The organism is Bradyrhizobium cosmicum, assembly GCF_007290395.2.
Taxonomy (GTDB): Bacteria; Pseudomonadota; Alphaproteobacteria; order Rhizobiales; family Xanthobacteraceae; genus Bradyrhizobium; species Bradyrhizobium cosmicum.
Genome location: NZ_CP041656.2, coordinates 1716803 through 1731855 on the forward strand (window position 1 = coordinate 1716803; position 15053 = coordinate 1731855).

Annotated in this window: 16 protein-coding genes; 6 read left to right on the plus strand and 10 right to left on the minus strand. The window is 64.3% G+C overall.

Annotated features, from left to right (window positions below; genetic code table 11):
- Positions 1-11 precede the first annotated feature (11 nt).
- The 6 genes from pip to pqqA all read right to left on the minus strand — a co-directional run bounded on the left by pip (position 12) and on the right by pqqA (position 4412).
- A complete protein-coding gene (gene pip, locus FNV92_RS08005; protein WP_143841423.1) occupies positions 12-998 on the minus strand; it encodes a prolyl aminopeptidase in 987 nt (328 codons plus the stop codon).
- A complete protein-coding gene (gene pqqE / locus FNV92_RS08010; protein ID WP_143841422.1) occupies positions 988-2187 on the minus strand; it encodes a pyrroloquinoline quinone biosynthesis protein PqqE in 1200 nt (399 codons plus the stop codon). The genes pip and pqqE overlap by 11 nt, the downstream gene beginning before the upstream one ends.
- A complete protein-coding gene (gene pqqD / locus FNV92_RS08015; protein ID WP_143841421.1) occupies positions 2184-2495 on the minus strand; it encodes a pyrroloquinoline quinone biosynthesis peptide chaperone PqqD in 312 nt (103 codons plus the stop codon). Before pqqD ends, pqqE begins: the two co-directional genes overlap by 4 nt.
- A gap of 12 nt (positions 2496-2507) precedes the next feature.
- Positions 2508-3263, minus strand: coding sequence for a pyrroloquinoline-quinone synthase PqqC (gene pqqC / locus FNV92_RS08020; RefSeq protein ID WP_416377748.1), 756 nt, complete (start codon positions 3261-3263; stop codon positions 2508-2510).
- Between the two features lie 20 nt (positions 3264-3283).
- Entirely contained in the window at positions 3284-4213 is a 930-nt protein-coding gene (gene pqqB, locus FNV92_RS08025) for a pyrroloquinoline quinone biosynthesis protein PqqB (RefSeq protein ID WP_143841420.1), read from the minus strand.
- Between the two features lie 118 nt (positions 4214-4331).
- Positions 4332-4412, minus strand: a complete 81-nt coding sequence (pqqA, locus tag FNV92_RS08030) for a pyrroloquinoline quinone precursor peptide PqqA (RefSeq protein ID WP_007595659.1) — start codon at positions 4410-4412, stop codon at positions 4332-4334.
- 248 nt (positions 4413-4660) lie between these two features.
- On the opposite strand from pqqA, the gene FNV92_RS08035 reads away from it, so the two are divergent.
- The 4 genes from FNV92_RS08035 (at position 4661) to FNV92_RS08050 (ending at position 7273) form a co-directional block, all read left to right on the plus strand.
- Positions 4661-4918, plus strand: coding sequence for a DUF6894 family protein (locus FNV92_RS08035; RefSeq protein ID WP_168213305.1), 258 nt, complete (start codon positions 4661-4663; stop codon positions 4916-4918).
- Positions 4919-5139: 221 nt separating this feature from the next.
- Positions 5140-6540 carry an amidase family protein gene (locus FNV92_RS08040; RefSeq protein ID WP_143841418.1) on the plus strand — a complete coding sequence of 467 codons (1401 nt, stop codon included), beginning with the start codon at positions 5140-5142 and terminating at the stop codon, positions 6538-6540.
- A gap of 2 nt (positions 6541-6542) precedes the next feature.
- Complete coding sequence (locus FNV92_RS08045) at positions 6543-7019, plus strand: glutathione peroxidase (protein ID WP_143841417.1); 477 nt, start codon at positions 6543-6545, stop codon at positions 7017-7019.
- Positions 7016-7273 carry a DUF3297 family protein gene (locus tag FNV92_RS08050; RefSeq protein WP_015684132.1) on the plus strand — a complete coding sequence of 86 codons (258 nt, stop codon included), beginning with the start codon at positions 7016-7018 and terminating at the stop codon, positions 7271-7273. The genes FNV92_RS08045 and FNV92_RS08050 overlap by 4 nt, the downstream gene beginning before the upstream one ends.
- A gap of 193 nt (positions 7274-7466) precedes the next feature.
- Here FNV92_RS08050 and FNV92_RS08055 read toward each other — a convergent pair whose 3' ends face one another.
- The 3 genes from FNV92_RS08055 to FNV92_RS08065 all read right to left on the minus strand — a co-directional run bounded on the left by FNV92_RS08055 (position 7467) and on the right by FNV92_RS08065 (position 10998).
- Entirely contained in the window at positions 7467-8819 is a 1353-nt protein-coding gene (locus FNV92_RS08055) for a malonyl-CoA decarboxylase (protein WP_015684133.1), read from the minus strand.
- Positions 8820-9005: 186 nt separating this feature from the next.
- Entirely contained in the window at positions 9006-9995 is a 990-nt protein-coding gene (locus tag FNV92_RS08060; protein WP_244623747.1) for a methyltransferase, read from the minus strand.
- Positions 9996-10026: 31 nt separating this feature from the next.
- On the minus strand, positions 10027-10998 hold the full coding sequence (locus tag FNV92_RS08065; protein WP_143841415.1) for a Bug family tripartite tricarboxylate transporter substrate binding protein: 972 nt from the start codon (positions 10996-10998) through the stop codon (positions 10027-10029).
- A 144-nt stretch (positions 10999-11142) separates the two neighbouring features.
- Between FNV92_RS08065 and FNV92_RS08070 the strand changes: the two genes are divergently transcribed.
- On the plus strand, positions 11143-12708 hold the full coding sequence (locus FNV92_RS08070) for a winged helix-turn-helix domain-containing protein (protein ID WP_143841414.1): 1566 nt from the start codon (positions 11143-11145) through the stop codon (positions 12706-12708).
- An 18-nt stretch (positions 12709-12726) separates the two neighbouring features.
- Here the strand turns inward: FNV92_RS08070 and FNV92_RS08075 are convergent, their stop codons facing one another.
- The gene (locus FNV92_RS08075; protein ID WP_143841413.1) at positions 12727-13551 is read right to left on the minus strand and encodes an AraC family transcriptional regulator; all 825 of its coding nucleotides are present in this window, start codon (positions 13549-13551) and stop codon (positions 12727-12729) included.
- Between the two features lie 50 nt (positions 13552-13601).
- On the opposite strand from FNV92_RS08075, the gene FNV92_RS08080 reads away from it, so the two are divergent.
- Positions 13602-14774, plus strand: a complete 1173-nt coding sequence (locus FNV92_RS08080; RefSeq protein ID WP_143841412.1) for an MFS transporter — start codon at positions 13602-13604, stop codon at positions 14772-14774.
- Positions 14775-15053: the final 279 nt, after the last annotated feature.

The window sequence follows — 15053 nt, forward strand, 5'->3', positions numbered from 1 at the left end:
TTTTTCGCAAATTAGCGCGCGGCCTTCGACGCGAGCTCCGCGATCGACTTCATGACCGCGTCCCGCACGCCGGCATCATAGAGCGAATGTCCGGCCTCTTCCACGATCCTGACCTCGGAACCCGGCCAAACTTTCGCGAGCGCCTGCGATGTCTCGGGTGGGCACAACAGATCGTAGCGGCCCTGCACGATGATGCCGGGAATGCCGGCGAGCTGACCGGCGTTCCGCAACAACTGGTTCTCGCTCATGAAGCTGTCGTGCACGAAATAATGCGCCTCCATGAACGGCGTCGCCGGCAATGTGCGCCAGACGTTCAGCGAGGCGAGGTCGATCCGCGTCCTGGCCGGCTTATGCTCGGACAAGGCGCGTTCGGTATCGTGCCAGGCGCGCGACGCCGGGCCGTGGACGGACGGATCGGCATCGAGGATGCGACGATAGTAGGCTTCCACCGGCCGCTCGCGCTGCTCGGGCGGCAGCACGCTCAGAAAATCCTCGTAGAGCGCAGGATAGAATTGCGACAGGCGCGAGGTGAAAGCCGTCTCGACTTCTGCTCGGGTGCCCAGGAACGTCGCGCGCAGCGCGATGCCGGAGACGCGCTCGGGATGCGCCTCTGCATAAGCCAGCGCCAACGTCGCGCCCCAGGAGCCGCCGACCACCATCCAGCGCGCGATGCCGAATTTCTCGCGGATCGTCTCCATGTCCGCGATCAGATGCGCGGTGGTGTTGTGCGTGCGCGATCCCTTGGGACGGCTGCGGCCGCAGCCGCGCTGGTCGAACAGCACCGCATGCATGCGCTCGGGATCGAACAGCCGGCGATGATCGGGCTGGCAGCCGCTGCCGGGGCCACCGTGCAGGTAAACGGCGGGGATTCCGTCGGCGCGGCCGACGCTCTCGACATAGAGCTCGTGGCCGTCGCCGACATCGATCATCTCGGAGGTCAGCGGTGCAAAGGGATCGGCACGTTTGGCGGATGCGGCCGCATCGGCGTCAGGCATCATCGCCGGATTCCAGAGTGCCGCCGGCGAAATTGCGATAGAGGAAGCGGTTGGTCTCGCCCTCGGCCTCACGCTCGGCCTGCTTGAAGATGGTCTCGTGCAGCGGCGACAGCGCGCAGGCGGGGTCGGTGTTGGCGGCATCGCCGGTCAGCGCGAAGGCCTGGCAGCGGCAGCCGCCGAAATCGATCTCGCGGAATTCGCAACTCTTGCACGGCTCCTTCATCCAGCCGGTGCCGCGATAGCGGTTGAAGGCCTCCGAGTTCTGCCAGATCCAGGCGATCGAATGGTTCGAGCGCACCGACTCGAAGTCGAGCCCGGTGATGCTCTCGGCGGCGTGGCACGGCAGCACCTTGCCGGCGGGCGAGATGTTGAAGAACTGCCGGCCCCAGCCGCCCATGCACTTCTTCGGCCGCAGCGCGTAGTAATCCGGCACGACGTAGTCGATCGACAGCCGGCCCTTGAGCCGCTCGCGCGCCTCCTCGACGATTTCAGTGCATTCGTCGAGCTGCGCCACCGTCGGCATCAGCGCGGCGCGGTTCTTCAGCGCCCAGCCGTAATATTGCACGTTGGCGACCTCGAGCCGGTCGGCGTCCAGATCGACAGACATCTGGATGATGTCGGGGAGCTGGTGCAAATTCTGCCGGTGCATCACCGCGTTCACGGTGAGCGGCAAATCGAGCTCGCGCGTCCATCTTGCCACCTCTAACTTCTTGCGGTGGCCGCCTCTGTAGCCGGCGACGCGGTCGGCGAGGCCTTCCTCGACGCCCTGGAAGCTGATCTGCACATGGCAGAGCCCGGCATCGGCAAGTTCGCTCAGCCGCTCGCGCGTCAGCAGCACGGCCGAGGTGATCAGGTTGGTGTAGAGGCCGACGTCGGTCGCATGCTTGACCAGCTCGACGAGGTCTTTCCGCGCCGTCGGCTCGCCGCCGGAGAAATGCACCTGCAGCACGCCGATCTCGGCGAGCTCGCTCAGCACCTTCTTCCATTCGTCGGTGGTCAGTTCCTTGCCGGAGCGATCGAGCTCCACGGGGTTGGAGCAATACGGGCATTGCAGCGGGCAGCGATGGGTGATCTCGAGCAGCACCGCGAGCGGAATGCCAAACGTCTCCGCCGTCGAGCGGCCCTTCTCCAGCACCGCGAGGCTGTCGCTGGTGTCGGGTGGAATGGCGGGATGGCCGAGCACATCGCTCATGATGTCTTCTCCCGGGCCTCGGTCAGAAAGCCCTTGTCGGCGAGGTCCTGCAGCATGACGATGACGTCGGCGAGGATCGCCTCGCGCGGCGCGGCGTATTTCGCCGCCAGCTGGTCGGAGACGTCGCCGACGCTGCGCTCGCCGTTGCAGAGCTGCAAGACCTCGACCGCGATCTCGTCCGGGGCCAGCACCCGCTCGGGCGCCAGGATCACCCAGACCTTGCGCGTCTCGTCATATTTCAGCTTGGCGTGCCGCGGCAGCACGGGGCGGCTTGCCTCGCTGACGCTGATATGACGCGGCCCGGCCATTTCCGTTCCTCTTCAACCCGCTTTGGGCACGAACGCGCCCGGCGGAATGTTGCCCTCGACATAGGCGTAATAGAGCGCGTCGAGCTGCACCCACAGCACGTTGGTCTTGAAGATCAGCGCATTGCAGACCGACGCGCGCTGCTCCGGCGTCGTCGCATGGGTCCTGACATAGTCGAGCGCGAAATTGGCGTCGCGCGGCGCCTGGGTCAGGCGGCGCTTGAAGTAGCTCATGATGTCAGGGTTGACGAAGTCGTAATGCTGCAGCATGCCGGCAATGCGCTCCTCGTGGATGCTGGGCGCGAACAATTCGGTCAGCGACGAGGCGATCGCCTCCAGCGGCGACTTCTCGCGGCAATAATGGACATAGGCTTCCACCGCGAAGCGCGTCGCCGGCAGGATGCCCTCGGTGGATTCCACGTAAGCCGTGTCGAGGCCGAGGCCGTCGGTCAGCTTCAGCCAGCGCTCGATGCCGCCCTCGCTGCCGACATCGCCGTCATGGTCCTCGATCCGGTGCCGCCATTCCAGCCGCGTGGCGCGGTCGCGGAAGCGCGAGATCACCACCGCGTCCTTGATCGGGATCGTGCTCTGGTAATAGTAGCGGTTCAGCGCCCAGGCCTGCACCTGGCCCTTGTTCAGTTTGCCGCCGTGCAGCAGCTTATGAAACGGGTGCAGGCTGTGATAGCGGGTCGCGCCGATGTGGCGCAGCGCCGCCTCCAGCTCCTCGGCCGAATTGAGCCTGATGTCCTTGCCGATCGAGAGTGCAGTCATTCCAGTCAGTGACGCGGCATTCACAGCACAATCTCCGTTCCGTCGGCGGGTATCTGCCAGCCCGCCGCCTCGGTGGCCTTGCGCTCGGGTGACGTGGGCAGCAGCGCCGGGTTCGAGTTATTGATATGCAGAAACATCTTCCTGTCGAGAGTGAGGTCGGCCAGCCGCGCGATCGCGCCGTCGTCGCCGGACATCGCGACGTGGCCCATGCTCTTGCCGGTCTTGTGGCCGAGCCCGGCCCGGATCATCTCGTCGTCCTGCCAGACCGTGCCGTCGAAGAACACCAGCGCGGCGCCGTCGATCTCGGCCTTCAGCGCGTCGGTCACCTCGGCGCAGGCGGCGATGAAGTAGAAGAACTTGCCGCTGGTCTTGTCGGTGATCTTCAGCCCCAGCGTATCGCCGTCGCCGCTTTCGCCGCCGGGATGCGCCTTGCCTTCGAGATACCAGGCGGATTTGCCCGGCACCGCGAAAGCCAGCACCTCCAGCCCCGAGCGCGCGCCGTCCGGCAGTCGCGGCTCGAACGGCTCGCGGATATCGATCGGCTGCCGTTTGACGTTCTTCTCGTTCAGCACGTTGAAGATGCTGTTGCTCGCCAGGATCGCCAGCCCTTTCTCATGCGCATAGATCGTGAAGGGCGAGCCCTCGCGCATCGACAGCAGGCCCGCCACCGCATCCACTTCGCTGTTGGTCAGGATCACGCCTGCAACAGGCGTGTGTCGCAGGGCGCCCGCCTTGGGGTGCAGCTGCGGCGTGGCGTTCAATTGCTGGCGAAGGTCGGGCGAGGCGTTGATCAGGAACCAGTGCTCACCGTCGCCGCTGAAGGCGACCGAGGCCTGGGTTCGGTAAAGCTCATGGCCGTTGGCTCGGGCCGCCCGGCAGCCCTCGCAGCCGCAATTCCATTGCGGGACTCCGCCGCCAGCCCCGGCGCCCAGGACGACGACGCGAAGCATGTTACGTCTCCTGGAGGCAATGTCGCGAGGTGGATCTCACGCCGACACAAATCCTGTCGTCCGGACATGCATCGTGACTGAAAGATCCACCTGCGCAGAACGCGAACTCACCAGCCGCTTACTTGCGGGTGGCGCTCACATACATGTTGATTTCCATGCCACAGGGCACTTCGACGATCTTCGGGGCTTTCCAGGCCATATCAGCTCTCCATTTCGCGAACTCGGACGTATCCGCCCATGGGTTAAAGTAATGCGAGCACAAAAGTTCGCCAGTGAAATTTTCCCGAAGAGGGCCATGTTGCGCCGCGAAAATCATGTTGGAACATCGGTTCCGGTGACGCTGCCTTGCGCGTGGCGCATTCGGTCGTGAACGCTGTCCTGATAAAGCACTTGTGAGTGCAGTGCAGCTTTCAATCCGGTACAGGCGAGTCTAGCTGGATCTCCGTGATGCCCAAATATTTCTTCAACACCCGCATTGGCGACGAGTTGATCGTGGATCCCGAAGGCGAGGATCTGCGCAACCCCGATCGTGCCTGGGAGGTCGCCCGCCAGATGATCCTGGAGGTGCTGAAATCCGAGGGGACCCAGCCGGCGCTCATGGAGGCGGTCATCGAAGTCACCGACGTCGAGGGCGAAATCGTGCTGGAATTCCCCTTCACCGAGGCCCTGCTGGACGTTCCCGACCAGTCCGCGACAAGGCATTAGCCGGTAGCGAGGCCTGCCACTCTCTCCGTTCGTCATTGCGAGCGAAGCGAAGCAATCCAGACTGTGTCTCCACGGAGGCAGTTTGGATTGCTTCGTTGCTTCGCTCCTCGCAATGACGGGAAATGTGGCAATCCGGGCCCTTAGCCCCTTCGCCCCTGCGAAATCCACATGGCTTTGCCGCGTTCCCGGCGCTAAAAGACGCCGGTTAAACGGAGCAAGCCATGCAAGATCTCTGGCGCCTGTCGGCCGCCGACCTCGCCACCCTCGTCAAAGCCAGGAAAGTGTCCGCCAGGGAGGCAGCCAAGGCCGGCCTCGCCCGGCTCGATGCGGTCAATCCCCAGCTCAATGCGGTGATCGACCACCGGCCCGAGGACGTGCTCAAGCAGGCCGACGCCGTCGATGCCGCGATCGCGCGGGGCGAGGACCCCGGCGTGCTCGCCGGCGTTCCCGTCACCATCAAGGCCAATGTCGACCAGGAGGGCTTTGCCACCACCAATGGCCTGAAACTCCAGCGCGACCTGATCGCGCGCGAGGACAATCCGGTGGTCGCCAATTTCCGGAAAGCGGGCGCGGTTCTGCTGGGCCGCACCAATTGCCCGGCCTTCTCCTATCGCTGGTTCACCACCAACCTCGTCCATGGCGACACCAAGAATCCCCGCGACGCCTCGCTGACGCCGGGCGGCTCGTCCGGCGGCGCCGGTTCGGCGGTCGCGGCGGGCATCGGCCATATCGCCCACGGCACCGACATCGCCGGCTCGATCCGCTATCCCGCCTATGCCTGCGGCGTGCACGGCCTGCGCCCGACGCTGGGCCGCATCCCCGCCTTCAATCCGGCGCTGCCGGAGCGTCCGATCGGGCCGCAGATCATGGCGGTCTCGGGACCCTTGGCGCGCACCGTCAACGACGTCAGGATTTCGCTCGCCGCGATGTCGGCCCGCGACATCCGCGACCCCTGGTACGTGCCGGCACCGCTGGAAGGCCCCGCGCGACCGAAGCGTGCCGCGCTCTGCCTCAATCCAGACGGGCTCGCCACCACGCCGGAGGTGAAGGCGGCGGTGATCGATGCCGGCAAGCGGCTGGAGCGCGCGGGCTGGACCGTCGAGACGATCGAAAACACGCCGTCGATGCGCGAAGCCGTCCAGTGGCAGATCAAGCTCTGGCTCGGTGACGGTTACGAGGCGCAGCTGGAGATGGCCGAGCGCGAAGGCGATCCCGGTGCGCTGGCCTGCCTGCGCGGCAATCGCGCCAAGGTCACGCCGATGGACCAGGCTAACTACGCGCAGGCCCTGACCCGCCGCGCCACGCTGACCCGCGACTGGATGCTGTTCTTCGAAAAATACGCTGTCGTGCTGACGCCGGTCTCCGGCGAGCTGCCGTTCCCCGATCATCTCGACCGTAAGGACGAGGAGTCCTTCAAGCGAGTCTGGGAAGCGCAGATGCCGCAGATCGCGACCCCGTTCATGGGGCTGCCGGGCCTCGTGGTCTCCACCGGCCTTGTCGGCAAGGCGCCGGTCGGCGTGCACATCGTCTCCGGCCGCTATCGCGAGGATTTGTGTCTGCTCGCGGGCGAAGCGATCGAGGCGGGCGGCGTGCCGCCGTCGCCGATCGATCCCGTGGGTTGACGATGTCTGTCATCTACGACTTCAAGGCCAACTCGCTTGCCGGCGAGGAGGTTGCCCTGAAGCGTTTCGAAGGGCAGGTGCTGCTGATCGTCAACACCGCGAGCAAATGCGGCTTCACGCCGCAATATCGCGGGCTCGAGGATCTCTATCGCGACCTCTCGCCGCGCGGCTTTTCCGTGCTTGGCTTTCCCTGCAACCAGTTCGGTGCGCAGGAGCCGGGGCAGGCGGGTGAGATCCAGGAATTCTGCTCGACCCATTACGACGTCACCTTTCCCCTGTTCGAGAAGATCGACGTCAACGGCGCCAACGCGCACCCCTTGTACGAGTATCTGAAACGCCAGCAATCCGGACTGCTGGGCGCCTCCATCAAATGGAATTTCACCAAATTCCTGGTGGACCGTGCCGGCAAGGTGATCGCGCGCTATGCGCCGACCGCCCGGCCTGAAGGATTGCGGCAGCAAATCGAGACCCTGTTATGAGCGAGACAATCATGAGCGACGAATTTCCGGACCGCCTCTCGGTCGATCCGAACAGCCCCTATTACAACGCGGATATTCTCTCCCGCGACGTCGGCATCCGCTTCAAGGGCGTCGAGAAAACCAATGTCGAGGAATACTGCATCAGCGAAGGCTGGGTCCGCGTCACCGCCGGCAACGCCAAGGATCGTCACGGCAACCCGCTGACCATCAAGGTGCATGGCCCGGTGGAGCCGTATTTCAGGGATAAGAAGTAGGCGGCTCATTGCCGTTGTGAGGCGCGGTGGCCACGCCAATAACGGTGTCGTCCCCGCGAAAGCGGGGACCCATAACCCCAGGGAGGAGTCGTCGGCGCCAGCTGGCAACTCCGAGTCGTCGTCAAACCTGATCCTGTGGCTATGGGTCCCGGATCTGCGCTTCGCCTGTCCGGGACGACAATTGAGCGCGCAGCTACGACAGCCGCATGTCCAGCAGCCGGCGTCCTTCGCCCTTCAGCAGCTTCTTCACTGCGCTCGACGCCACGACCTCGCCGTCATTGGCGTAGGCTTCGTGGTTCTTCTCGATGTCGTCGAGGCGATAGAGGTAGTTGACCATCACGCCGGCGGATTCGCGCAGGCCCTTCGGCGAGAGGTCGCCGAGCCAGTTGATGCGCTCGAGCCGGGCGCCGTTGCCGAGATGGAAACGCGCGACGGAATCGATCAGCCGGCCCTTCGGCGTGCGCGCCTTCAGGAAGTAATGCGCGGCGAGCGGCTCGATCACGGCGCGCAGCAGCGTGGTCGTCTCGGGGTTCTCGAACCATTTGGGATCGTCGAGGCGCTTCAGCACCTCGCGGTCCTCGTCCGTCAGCGGCAAATCCTTGTCCTGCTTCACCCACTGCATGAATCCCGGCACCGGTGACAGCGTCACGAAGGTGTCGAGCTTCGGCAATTCGCGGCGCAGCTCCTCGACCACCTGCTTGATCAGGAAGCTGCCGAACGAGATGCCCCCCAGGCCGCGCTGGGTGTTGGAGATCGAATAGAACACGGCGGTGCGGGCGCGCGCGATCGGCAGATGCTGGCGGTCGACCGCGAGCAGGGGTTGAATCGCGCCCGGAATCGTCTCGGTCAGTGCCACCTCGACGAAGATCAGGGGCTCGTCCACCATCGCGGGATGGAAGAAGGCGTAGCAGCGGCGATCGACCGGATCGAGGCGGCGGCGCAAATCGTCCCAGTCGCTGATCTCGTGCACGGCTTCGTAGCGGATGATCTTTTCGAGGATGTTGGCCGGGGTCGACCAGTCAATCCGGCGCAGCACGAGAAACCCCCTGTTGAACCACGAAGACAGCAGATGCGAGACGTCGCGATCGAGCGCGGCAAGGTCGGCATGGCCCTTCATCATGCCGAGCAGATCGGCCCGCATGTTGACGAGATCGCCGGTGCCGCCCGGCGCACGGTTGAGGCGGCGGATCAGTTCCTGCCGCCGCGGCTCCGAGGCGAAATGCAGCGCGCTTGCGTCTTCGTCGCTGGGCTTGGCGCGCCACTTCTCGATGGCCTTTGACAGGCGTTCCCGGTCCGGTCCGAAATCACGCACGAGGCCATCGAAAAAGGCGCGGCGTCCTGCCGCATCCAGCTCCTGGTAGATATCCAGCACCTCACGCGCAAGCGCGGTGCCGGAGGCTTCGCCCCGGCCCGACAGCAGCGCGCCGCAGAGCTCGATCAGCCCGTCGGCGTCCTGTTTGATGTCCGCGCCATCGCCGCGCCGAAGCAGCGTGCGGCCGCGCTCGGAGATGGTGGCGAGCAGGTCGGAGAAGAAGGCGTTCGCCATCGGGGCCTTTCGAAACCGGGTTGTGCGATGCGGGAAGTTTACACGTGATTTGGGCGGAAGCCGATCACAATCATGCAGGGGAATTTGGCAACTTGAGCTGGGCCGTGCGTTTCGAGAATGCTGTTATGTCCCGAAGCCGGGCCGTACATCGCGCCTCGCGCCGCGTCGCCAATGGCAGCAATTGACCTATTGCCTGAACTGGACCAGGCTGAATGAGCCGATACTGGTCGTCCGGACGAAAGCGAAGCCGGCCGAGCCCACCAGCGTGCGATACTCGGCTTCCGTCCGCTCGCAGCCGCCGGGTCCGCGCAGCATGTTGAGGTCGCTCATGACGCAGGAGCGATCCTCCGGTTCCGTCGTGGCAAGCTCCGGCATAATCCGCTCGATCACGATCAGCGTCCCGCCCGGCGGCAGCGCGTCCCGGCAATTTCGCAGGATGACCAGGCAACGGTCGTCATTCCAATTATGGAGAATGCTCTTCATCACGATCGTGTCGGCGCCGCTGGGGACGTCTTCAAAGAAGCTCCCGGCGACGAATTGGCAGCGGCCGGCGATACCGAGCCGATCGAAATGCGTGCGCGCATCTGTCTCGCAACGCGCGAGATCCAGGACGACGCCCCCAAGATGAGGGTTATGCTGGAGTACGGCGCCGATCAATTCGCCGGTGCCGCCGCCGAGATCCATGACGAGGCGCGCGGCTGCGAAGTCGTGGGTTGCGACGATCTTTGGAACGATGGACCGCGTGAGGCAGACCATCGCAGCGTTGAACCGGCGATTTGCTTCCGGCGCATTGCCTGAGGCGGCATAGCGGTCATCGCCTTCTCCGCGCAACTGTGTCCCGGTCTTTCCAGTGCGAACCGAATCGGCCAGTCCGCTCCAGGATTGCACGAGCATCTCGCCCTCAAAGAGAACCCAGTCCTTGAAGGACGGGTCGGCGGTCTCGCCGAGTTGCCGGCCGAGGTCGGTCATGGCAAACCGATCCCGGTCTAGCTGCCTGCAAAGGCCAAGTGTCGTCAAACCAACGAGCAGTCTGCGCAGCGCACTTTCGTCCGCGGACACCAGCAGGGCAAGCTCAGTGACCGATTTCGCCTCATCTCCGATAGCCTCAGCGAGATTGAGCTTCGCCGCAGTATAGATCACCGCGGTGACGCGATGCGACTGCACCAGGTCGAGCACGGATGCTGGCCCGCTCATGTGTTGCCTCCCGTCAATCGGTCGGGACGAACCCCGTTTCCTGCACGATCGCCCTCCACCGGTCGGATTCCGATGCGATCAGCCGGGCGCAGTCCTCCATCGCGATCGCATCGGGCTCGACGGCCAGCTTTGCCATGCCGGCCCTGACCTCGTCGGTGCGCACGGCCGCCTGGATCGCGGCATTGAGCTTATCGACAATCGGTGCTGGTGTCTTCGCCGGAACGAAAAATGCAAACCATGTGAGGTCCTCGAGCGACGGGTATCCGGCTTCCCGCATCGTCGGTACCTCCGGAATGAACTGGCAGCGGCGCGGTCCGGTGGTCGCCAGCGCGCGAATATCTCCAGACTGGACAAGCCCGAGCGAGCTGCCGATCGGCATGACGGTCGCTGCAATCACGTCCTTGACCAGATCCTGAATCGCGCCACCGCCCTGATAGGGTATGTGAAGAAAATCGAAGCCCGCGCTGCGGCCCAGCATCGTACCGAGAAAATGCAGCGTGGTTCCGGCGCCCGGCGTGCCGAACGTGGCGAGCTTAGGATTGGCGCGGCACCAGGCAACGAAGTCCGCCAGCGTCTTGACGTCGGCCGGTACCTTCGGGCCGACCGTCAGCAATGCCGGGGTCGAGGCAACGGTCGACACCGGTGTGAAGTCACGCGGCTGGTATCTCAGCGTCCTGTAGACGTGCGGAAAGAACATCATGAAGCCGAGCGGCGAGAACAGCATGGTCGATCCGTCGGCATCGGCATTCTTCACCGCCTCGACGGCGATGCGACCGCCCGCGCCCGGGCGGCTCTCGACCACGATGGTTTCCGCATAGCCGCTCATCTGTCCGGCCACGAGCCGCGCCATGGCGTCCTGGAACCCGGGCGTGAAGCCTGTCAGAATGTGCACGGTTTTTGAGAGCGGCTGTGCGAGCGCGCGCGGCGCAGGATAAGTGGCGAATGCTGCAGCGGCTGTCGACAACACATCACGACGCGTGATCATCGCCTTCTCCCTGACCAGGCCCACGTTTCCGCGCGGGCTCTACTTTTGGATGTACCACGTCGGGGCGCCGACAGGCTTGGTCGCCGGCTTACATTTTCCTTACCGACAGCTTATTGTTGAACAGAATGGCCGCAGGGAATTGGCTTGCGCTATCTGTTTGAAAATTTTTCTCTCGACACCGAGCGGCGCGAACTGCGCCGCGGAGCGGATGCGATCGCCATCGCGCCACAGGTCTTCGACCTGCTCGGCTATCTGATCGGCAACCGCGAGCGCGTCGTCAGCAAGGATGACCTGATCCGTACCATTTGGCATGGCCGCGCCGTCTCCGACGTCGCCCTGACCACGCGACTTAATGTTGCGCGCAAGGCGATCGGAGATTCCGGAGACGCGCAGCGCCTGATCAAGACCTTTCCGCGCAAGGGCATCCGCTTCGTCGCGGAGGTGCGCGAAATGCCGACGACTGCAACTGTCGCCGTCTTGCCGAGACCCGCCACAGGCAAGCCGTCGCTTGTGGTTCTTCCCTTCGCCAATCTGAGCCCAGATCCCGCGCAGGAGTATTTTGTCGACGGCGTGACCGAGAGCCTGACCACGGATCTGTCGCGAATGGCCGGCATCTTCGTGATCGGCCGCAACACCGCCTTCACCTACAGGGGTACGCATGTCGATCTGAAGCAGCTCGGCCGCGAACTCGGCGTTCGCTATGTGCTCGAGGGTTCGGTGCAGCGGGCTGGAAGTCGGATGCGCATCAACGTCCAGCTCATCGATGCCGAGACCGGCAATCACTTGTGGGGCGATCGTTTCGACAAGCAGATCGTCGACCTCTTCGACATGCAGGACGAGATCGGTGCCCGTCTTGCCAATCAACTCGGGACCGAGCTGGTCATGGTGGAGGCGCGGCGCGCGGCGCGGGCGCCCCATCCGGATTCCATGGACCTGTATTTCCAGGGCATGGCGTATATGAATCGCGGAACGGATCCCACAAGCCTGTCGCAGGCGCGCCCGTTCTTCGAACAGGCGCTCCGCCTGGATGCAGCGAACGTCGAGGCGATGGTGGGCATAGCCTCTGTCGATGCAATGCGGGCTACCTCCATGCTGATTGACAGGACGGCGCCTCTGCGAGTGGTCGAAGCGCTCTTGACGAGGATACTTGCCCAGACGCCCAATCACGCGAGGGCGCATTGCCTGATGGGCGTCGTCCAGATCTTCACAAAACGCGCCGCCTTGGGCATTGCCGAATGTGAGCGGGCGTTGGTGCTGGACCGGAATCTGGCCACGGCCCATGCGTGGATTGGGCTCGGTAAAAACAATCTCGGTCGAGCCGAAGAGACCGAAGCCCACGTCATGGAAGCATTCCGGCTCTCTCCTCGCGACAACAAGGCTTCCTCCTGGATGAATACGGCGGGCGTTGCGCAATCATATCTCGGCGCCGATGAGGCTGCCGTTCACTGGTTCAAGCGATCGATCGAGACCAACAGGAATATTGCGCCGTTTATGTATTTCTACCTCGCCGCCGGGCAGGCGCATCTGGGTCAGATCAAGGAAGCACGGGCCTGTGTACAGGCGGGGCTCACGCTCGCTCCGAACTTCAGCGTCGCCCAATTCCATGCCAGTTCGCCGACGGATCATCCGACCTGTCTTGCACAGCGAGTTCGCATCGCCGAGGGCTTGCGCAAGGCAGGACTTCCAGAAGAATCGGTGTTGAGTAGGTAGGCTGCTCGCCTCTGCGCCTCATCCCTTCCCCGCAAACTCCGTCGGCGTCCGCCCCGTCACCTGACGGAACGCGGCCGAGAACGCCGGCACGCTGGCATAGCCGAGCTGGGTCGCGAGCTGCTTGACCGATACGCCGGCATCGGTGGACAGGCGCTGGATCGCGGCCGCAATTCTGGCGCGCTGGCACCAGCTCTTGAAGCTCAGCTGCGTCTGCGTCGAGAACAATCGCGACAGAGTCCGTGCGGAGGTTCCGACCTCGCGCGCCAGGGTGTCGATGTCGTGCAGGCCGGTGGGATCGTCCAGCACGATCATCGCCGCGCGCCGGCAGCGCGGCTCGCGCGGCAGCGGCACGAACGTGGCGGAATCCTCGGCCTGGTGCAGTTCCAGCATCACCAGCCGCACCAGCAGCTCGGTGCGCTCTTGCGTGTTGCGGGCGTCGAACAGCGCGAGGATCGCCTGGTGCAGCAGCGGCGACACCCGCACCACGAATTCCTTGGCGAGGCTCTCGTTGCGCTGCTCGCGCGTCAGCCAGGGCAGGTCGAAATACAGCGTGCGCATCTCGATGTCGGCGAGCACGTCGATGGCGTGCTCGAGATGGGCCGGGACCCAGACCGCGCGGTCCGGCGGCACCAGCCAGCGTCCCCCGGGCGTCGTCACCTGCATGGTGCCGCGGGCCGCATAGACCAGCTGGGCCTCGCGGTGCATGTGCGGGGCGAGCCGCAGACCCCTCGGATAGTCCCGCGCGACCAGATGCACGCCCGCGGTCGAGCGATGGTTGCCCCGGACCTCCCGGAGGATTGGCGTTTCCAAAATTGGCGTTTCCAAGACAGTCATTGGCCGCATCCCGTCATGGCTCAGACATATAACTCATTTTCGAGCAGGAGAGGATTCGTATGAACAGCCCCAGCCAGGTCATCAGTTTCGTCAACGCAGGCCATTTCATCGACCATTATGCGATGCTGATCTTTGCCGCCGCCGTGATCATCATGGGGCCGGCGCTCGGCATGGCCTATTCGGAACTGCTTCCCTACGCGACGCCGGGCTTCATTGCCTTCGGCGCGGGCTCGCTGCTCACCGGCTGGCTCGGGGATCGCTGGAGCCGCCGCCACATGATGCTGATCTTCTTCGTCGGCATCGGCCTGTCCATGATCTCGGTCGGCTTCGTGCGGACGCCGGCTGAGCTCGGCGCCGCGCTGTTCGCGATCGGCATCTTCGCCTCGATCTACCATCCCGTCGGCACCGCGATGATCGTGTCCTATGCCGACCGGCTCGGCCGCGAGATGGGGATCAACGGCGTCTGGGGCAATCTCGGCGTGGCCTCCTCGGCGCTGGTCACCGGCGTGATCGGGCAGTATCTCGGCTGGCGCTTTGCCTTCATCGTTCCCGGAGTGGTCACGATCCTGATCGGTATCGCTTTTGCGATGATGGTCGTGCACGAGGACCGCAAGGGTTCGAAGCAGGCGGCAGCGCAGGCGCGCGTCGCCAAACAGGACATGTGGCGCGTGATCCTCGCGCTCCTGATCGTCGTGATCGCGATCTCCACCACGTTCAACGCCGTCACCGTGGCACTGCCGAAGCTGTTTGCCGAGCGGCTCGCGGACCTCACCAAAAGCCCGGCGCTGCTCGGAATCATCGCGGCCTGCGTCTACGTGTTCGGCGCGATGACGCAGTACACGATCGGCCGGCTCCTCGACCGCTATTCGCTGAAAACGGTGGCGCTGCCGCTGTCGTTCATGCTGGCACCCTTCCTCTATCTCGCCGCAAGCCTGTCCAATCTGCCGCTGATCCTGGTCTCGATCGGCATCGTCATGGGCGCGTTCGGTCAGGTCACGGTGAACGACGCCATGGTCGGCAAGTACACCAGCGAGGAATGGCGCTCGCGCGCCTATGCGGTGCGCTATTTCATCGGCTTCACCGCGGCCGGCGCTTCGGTCGGGCTGGTCGCGTGGTTGTATGAACAAGGCGGCTTCGTCACCATGCTGCACGCCTTCGCCGCGCTCTGCCTGCTGGCGATCGCCGCCGCGATCATCCTGCCGCGCGAGATCCGGACGCCGCAGGCGGTGTGAGGGGAGTGAGGCGCGCCTTTCTCCACTCGTCATTGCGAGGAGCCCTTGCGACGAAGCAATCCAGAGTCCTTCCGCGGAGGGACTCTGGATTGCTTCGCTGCGCTCGCAATGACGGAGGATACGGCAATGATGGGGATGAGGAGGTACCCTGCGCATGCCGCCGATGATGCCATTCTGCCCCTGTTTTGCCCGACGGCGCAAGTGATTTCGGCAAGGCCGAAATTTTCCCAGCCTTTTCAACCCGTCTCTACTGTGCATGGGGTTGTTTTCGCGACTCTG

Excerpts from the sequence above, each read along its gene's own strand:
- pqqA (WP_007595659.1), bottom strand. The coding sequence starts at position 4,412 with ATGGCCTGGAAAGCCCCGAAGATCGTCGAAGTGCCCTGTGGCATGGAA.
- FNV92_RS08055 (WP_015684133.1), bottom strand. The coding sequence starts at position 8,819 with ATGGCGAACGCCTTCTTCTCCGACCTGCTCGCCACCATCTCCGAGCGC.
- pqqC (WP_416377748.1), bottom strand. The coding sequence starts at position 3,263 with ATGACTGCACTCTCGATCGGCAAGGACATCAGGCTCAATTCGGCCGAG.
- pqqE (WP_143841422.1), bottom strand. The coding sequence starts at position 2,187 with ATGAGCGATGTGCTCGGCCATCCCGCCATTCCACCCGACACCAGCGAC.
- FNV92_RS08040 (WP_143841418.1), top strand. The coding sequence starts at position 5,140 with ATGCAAGATCTCTGGCGCCTGTCGGCCGCCGACCTCGCCACCCTCGTC.
- pqqB (WP_143841420.1), bottom strand. The coding sequence starts at position 4,213 with ATGCTTCGCGTCGTCGTCCTGGGCGCCGGGGCTGGCGGCGGAGTCCCG.
- FNV92_RS08080 (WP_143841412.1), top strand. The coding sequence starts at position 13,602 with ATGAACAGCCCCAGCCAGGTCATCAGTTTCGTCAACGCAGGCCATTTC.
- FNV92_RS08045 (WP_143841417.1), top strand. The coding sequence starts at position 6,543 with ATGTCTGTCATCTACGACTTCAAGGCCAACTCGCTTGCCGGCGAGGAG.
- FNV92_RS08035 (WP_168213305.1), top strand. The coding sequence starts at position 4,661 with ATGCCCAAATATTTCTTCAACACCCGCATTGGCGACGAGTTGATCGTG.
- pip (WP_143841423.1), bottom strand. The coding sequence starts at position 998 with ATGATGCCTGACGCCGATGCGGCCGCATCCGCCAAACGTGCCGATCCC.
- pqqD (WP_143841421.1), bottom strand. The coding sequence starts at position 2,495 with ATGGCCGGGCCGCGTCATATCAGCGTCAGCGAGGCAAGCCGCCCCGTG.
- FNV92_RS08050 (WP_015684132.1), top strand. The coding sequence starts at position 7,016 with ATGAGCGAGACAATCATGAGCGACGAATTTCCGGACCGCCTCTCGGTC.
- FNV92_RS08065 (WP_143841415.1), bottom strand. The coding sequence starts at position 10,998 with ATGATCACGCGTCGTGATGTGTTGTCGACAGCCGCTGCAGCATTCGCC.
- FNV92_RS08075 (WP_143841413.1), bottom strand. The coding sequence starts at position 13,551 with ATGCGGCCAATGACTGTCTTGGAAACGCCAATTTTGGAAACGCCAATC.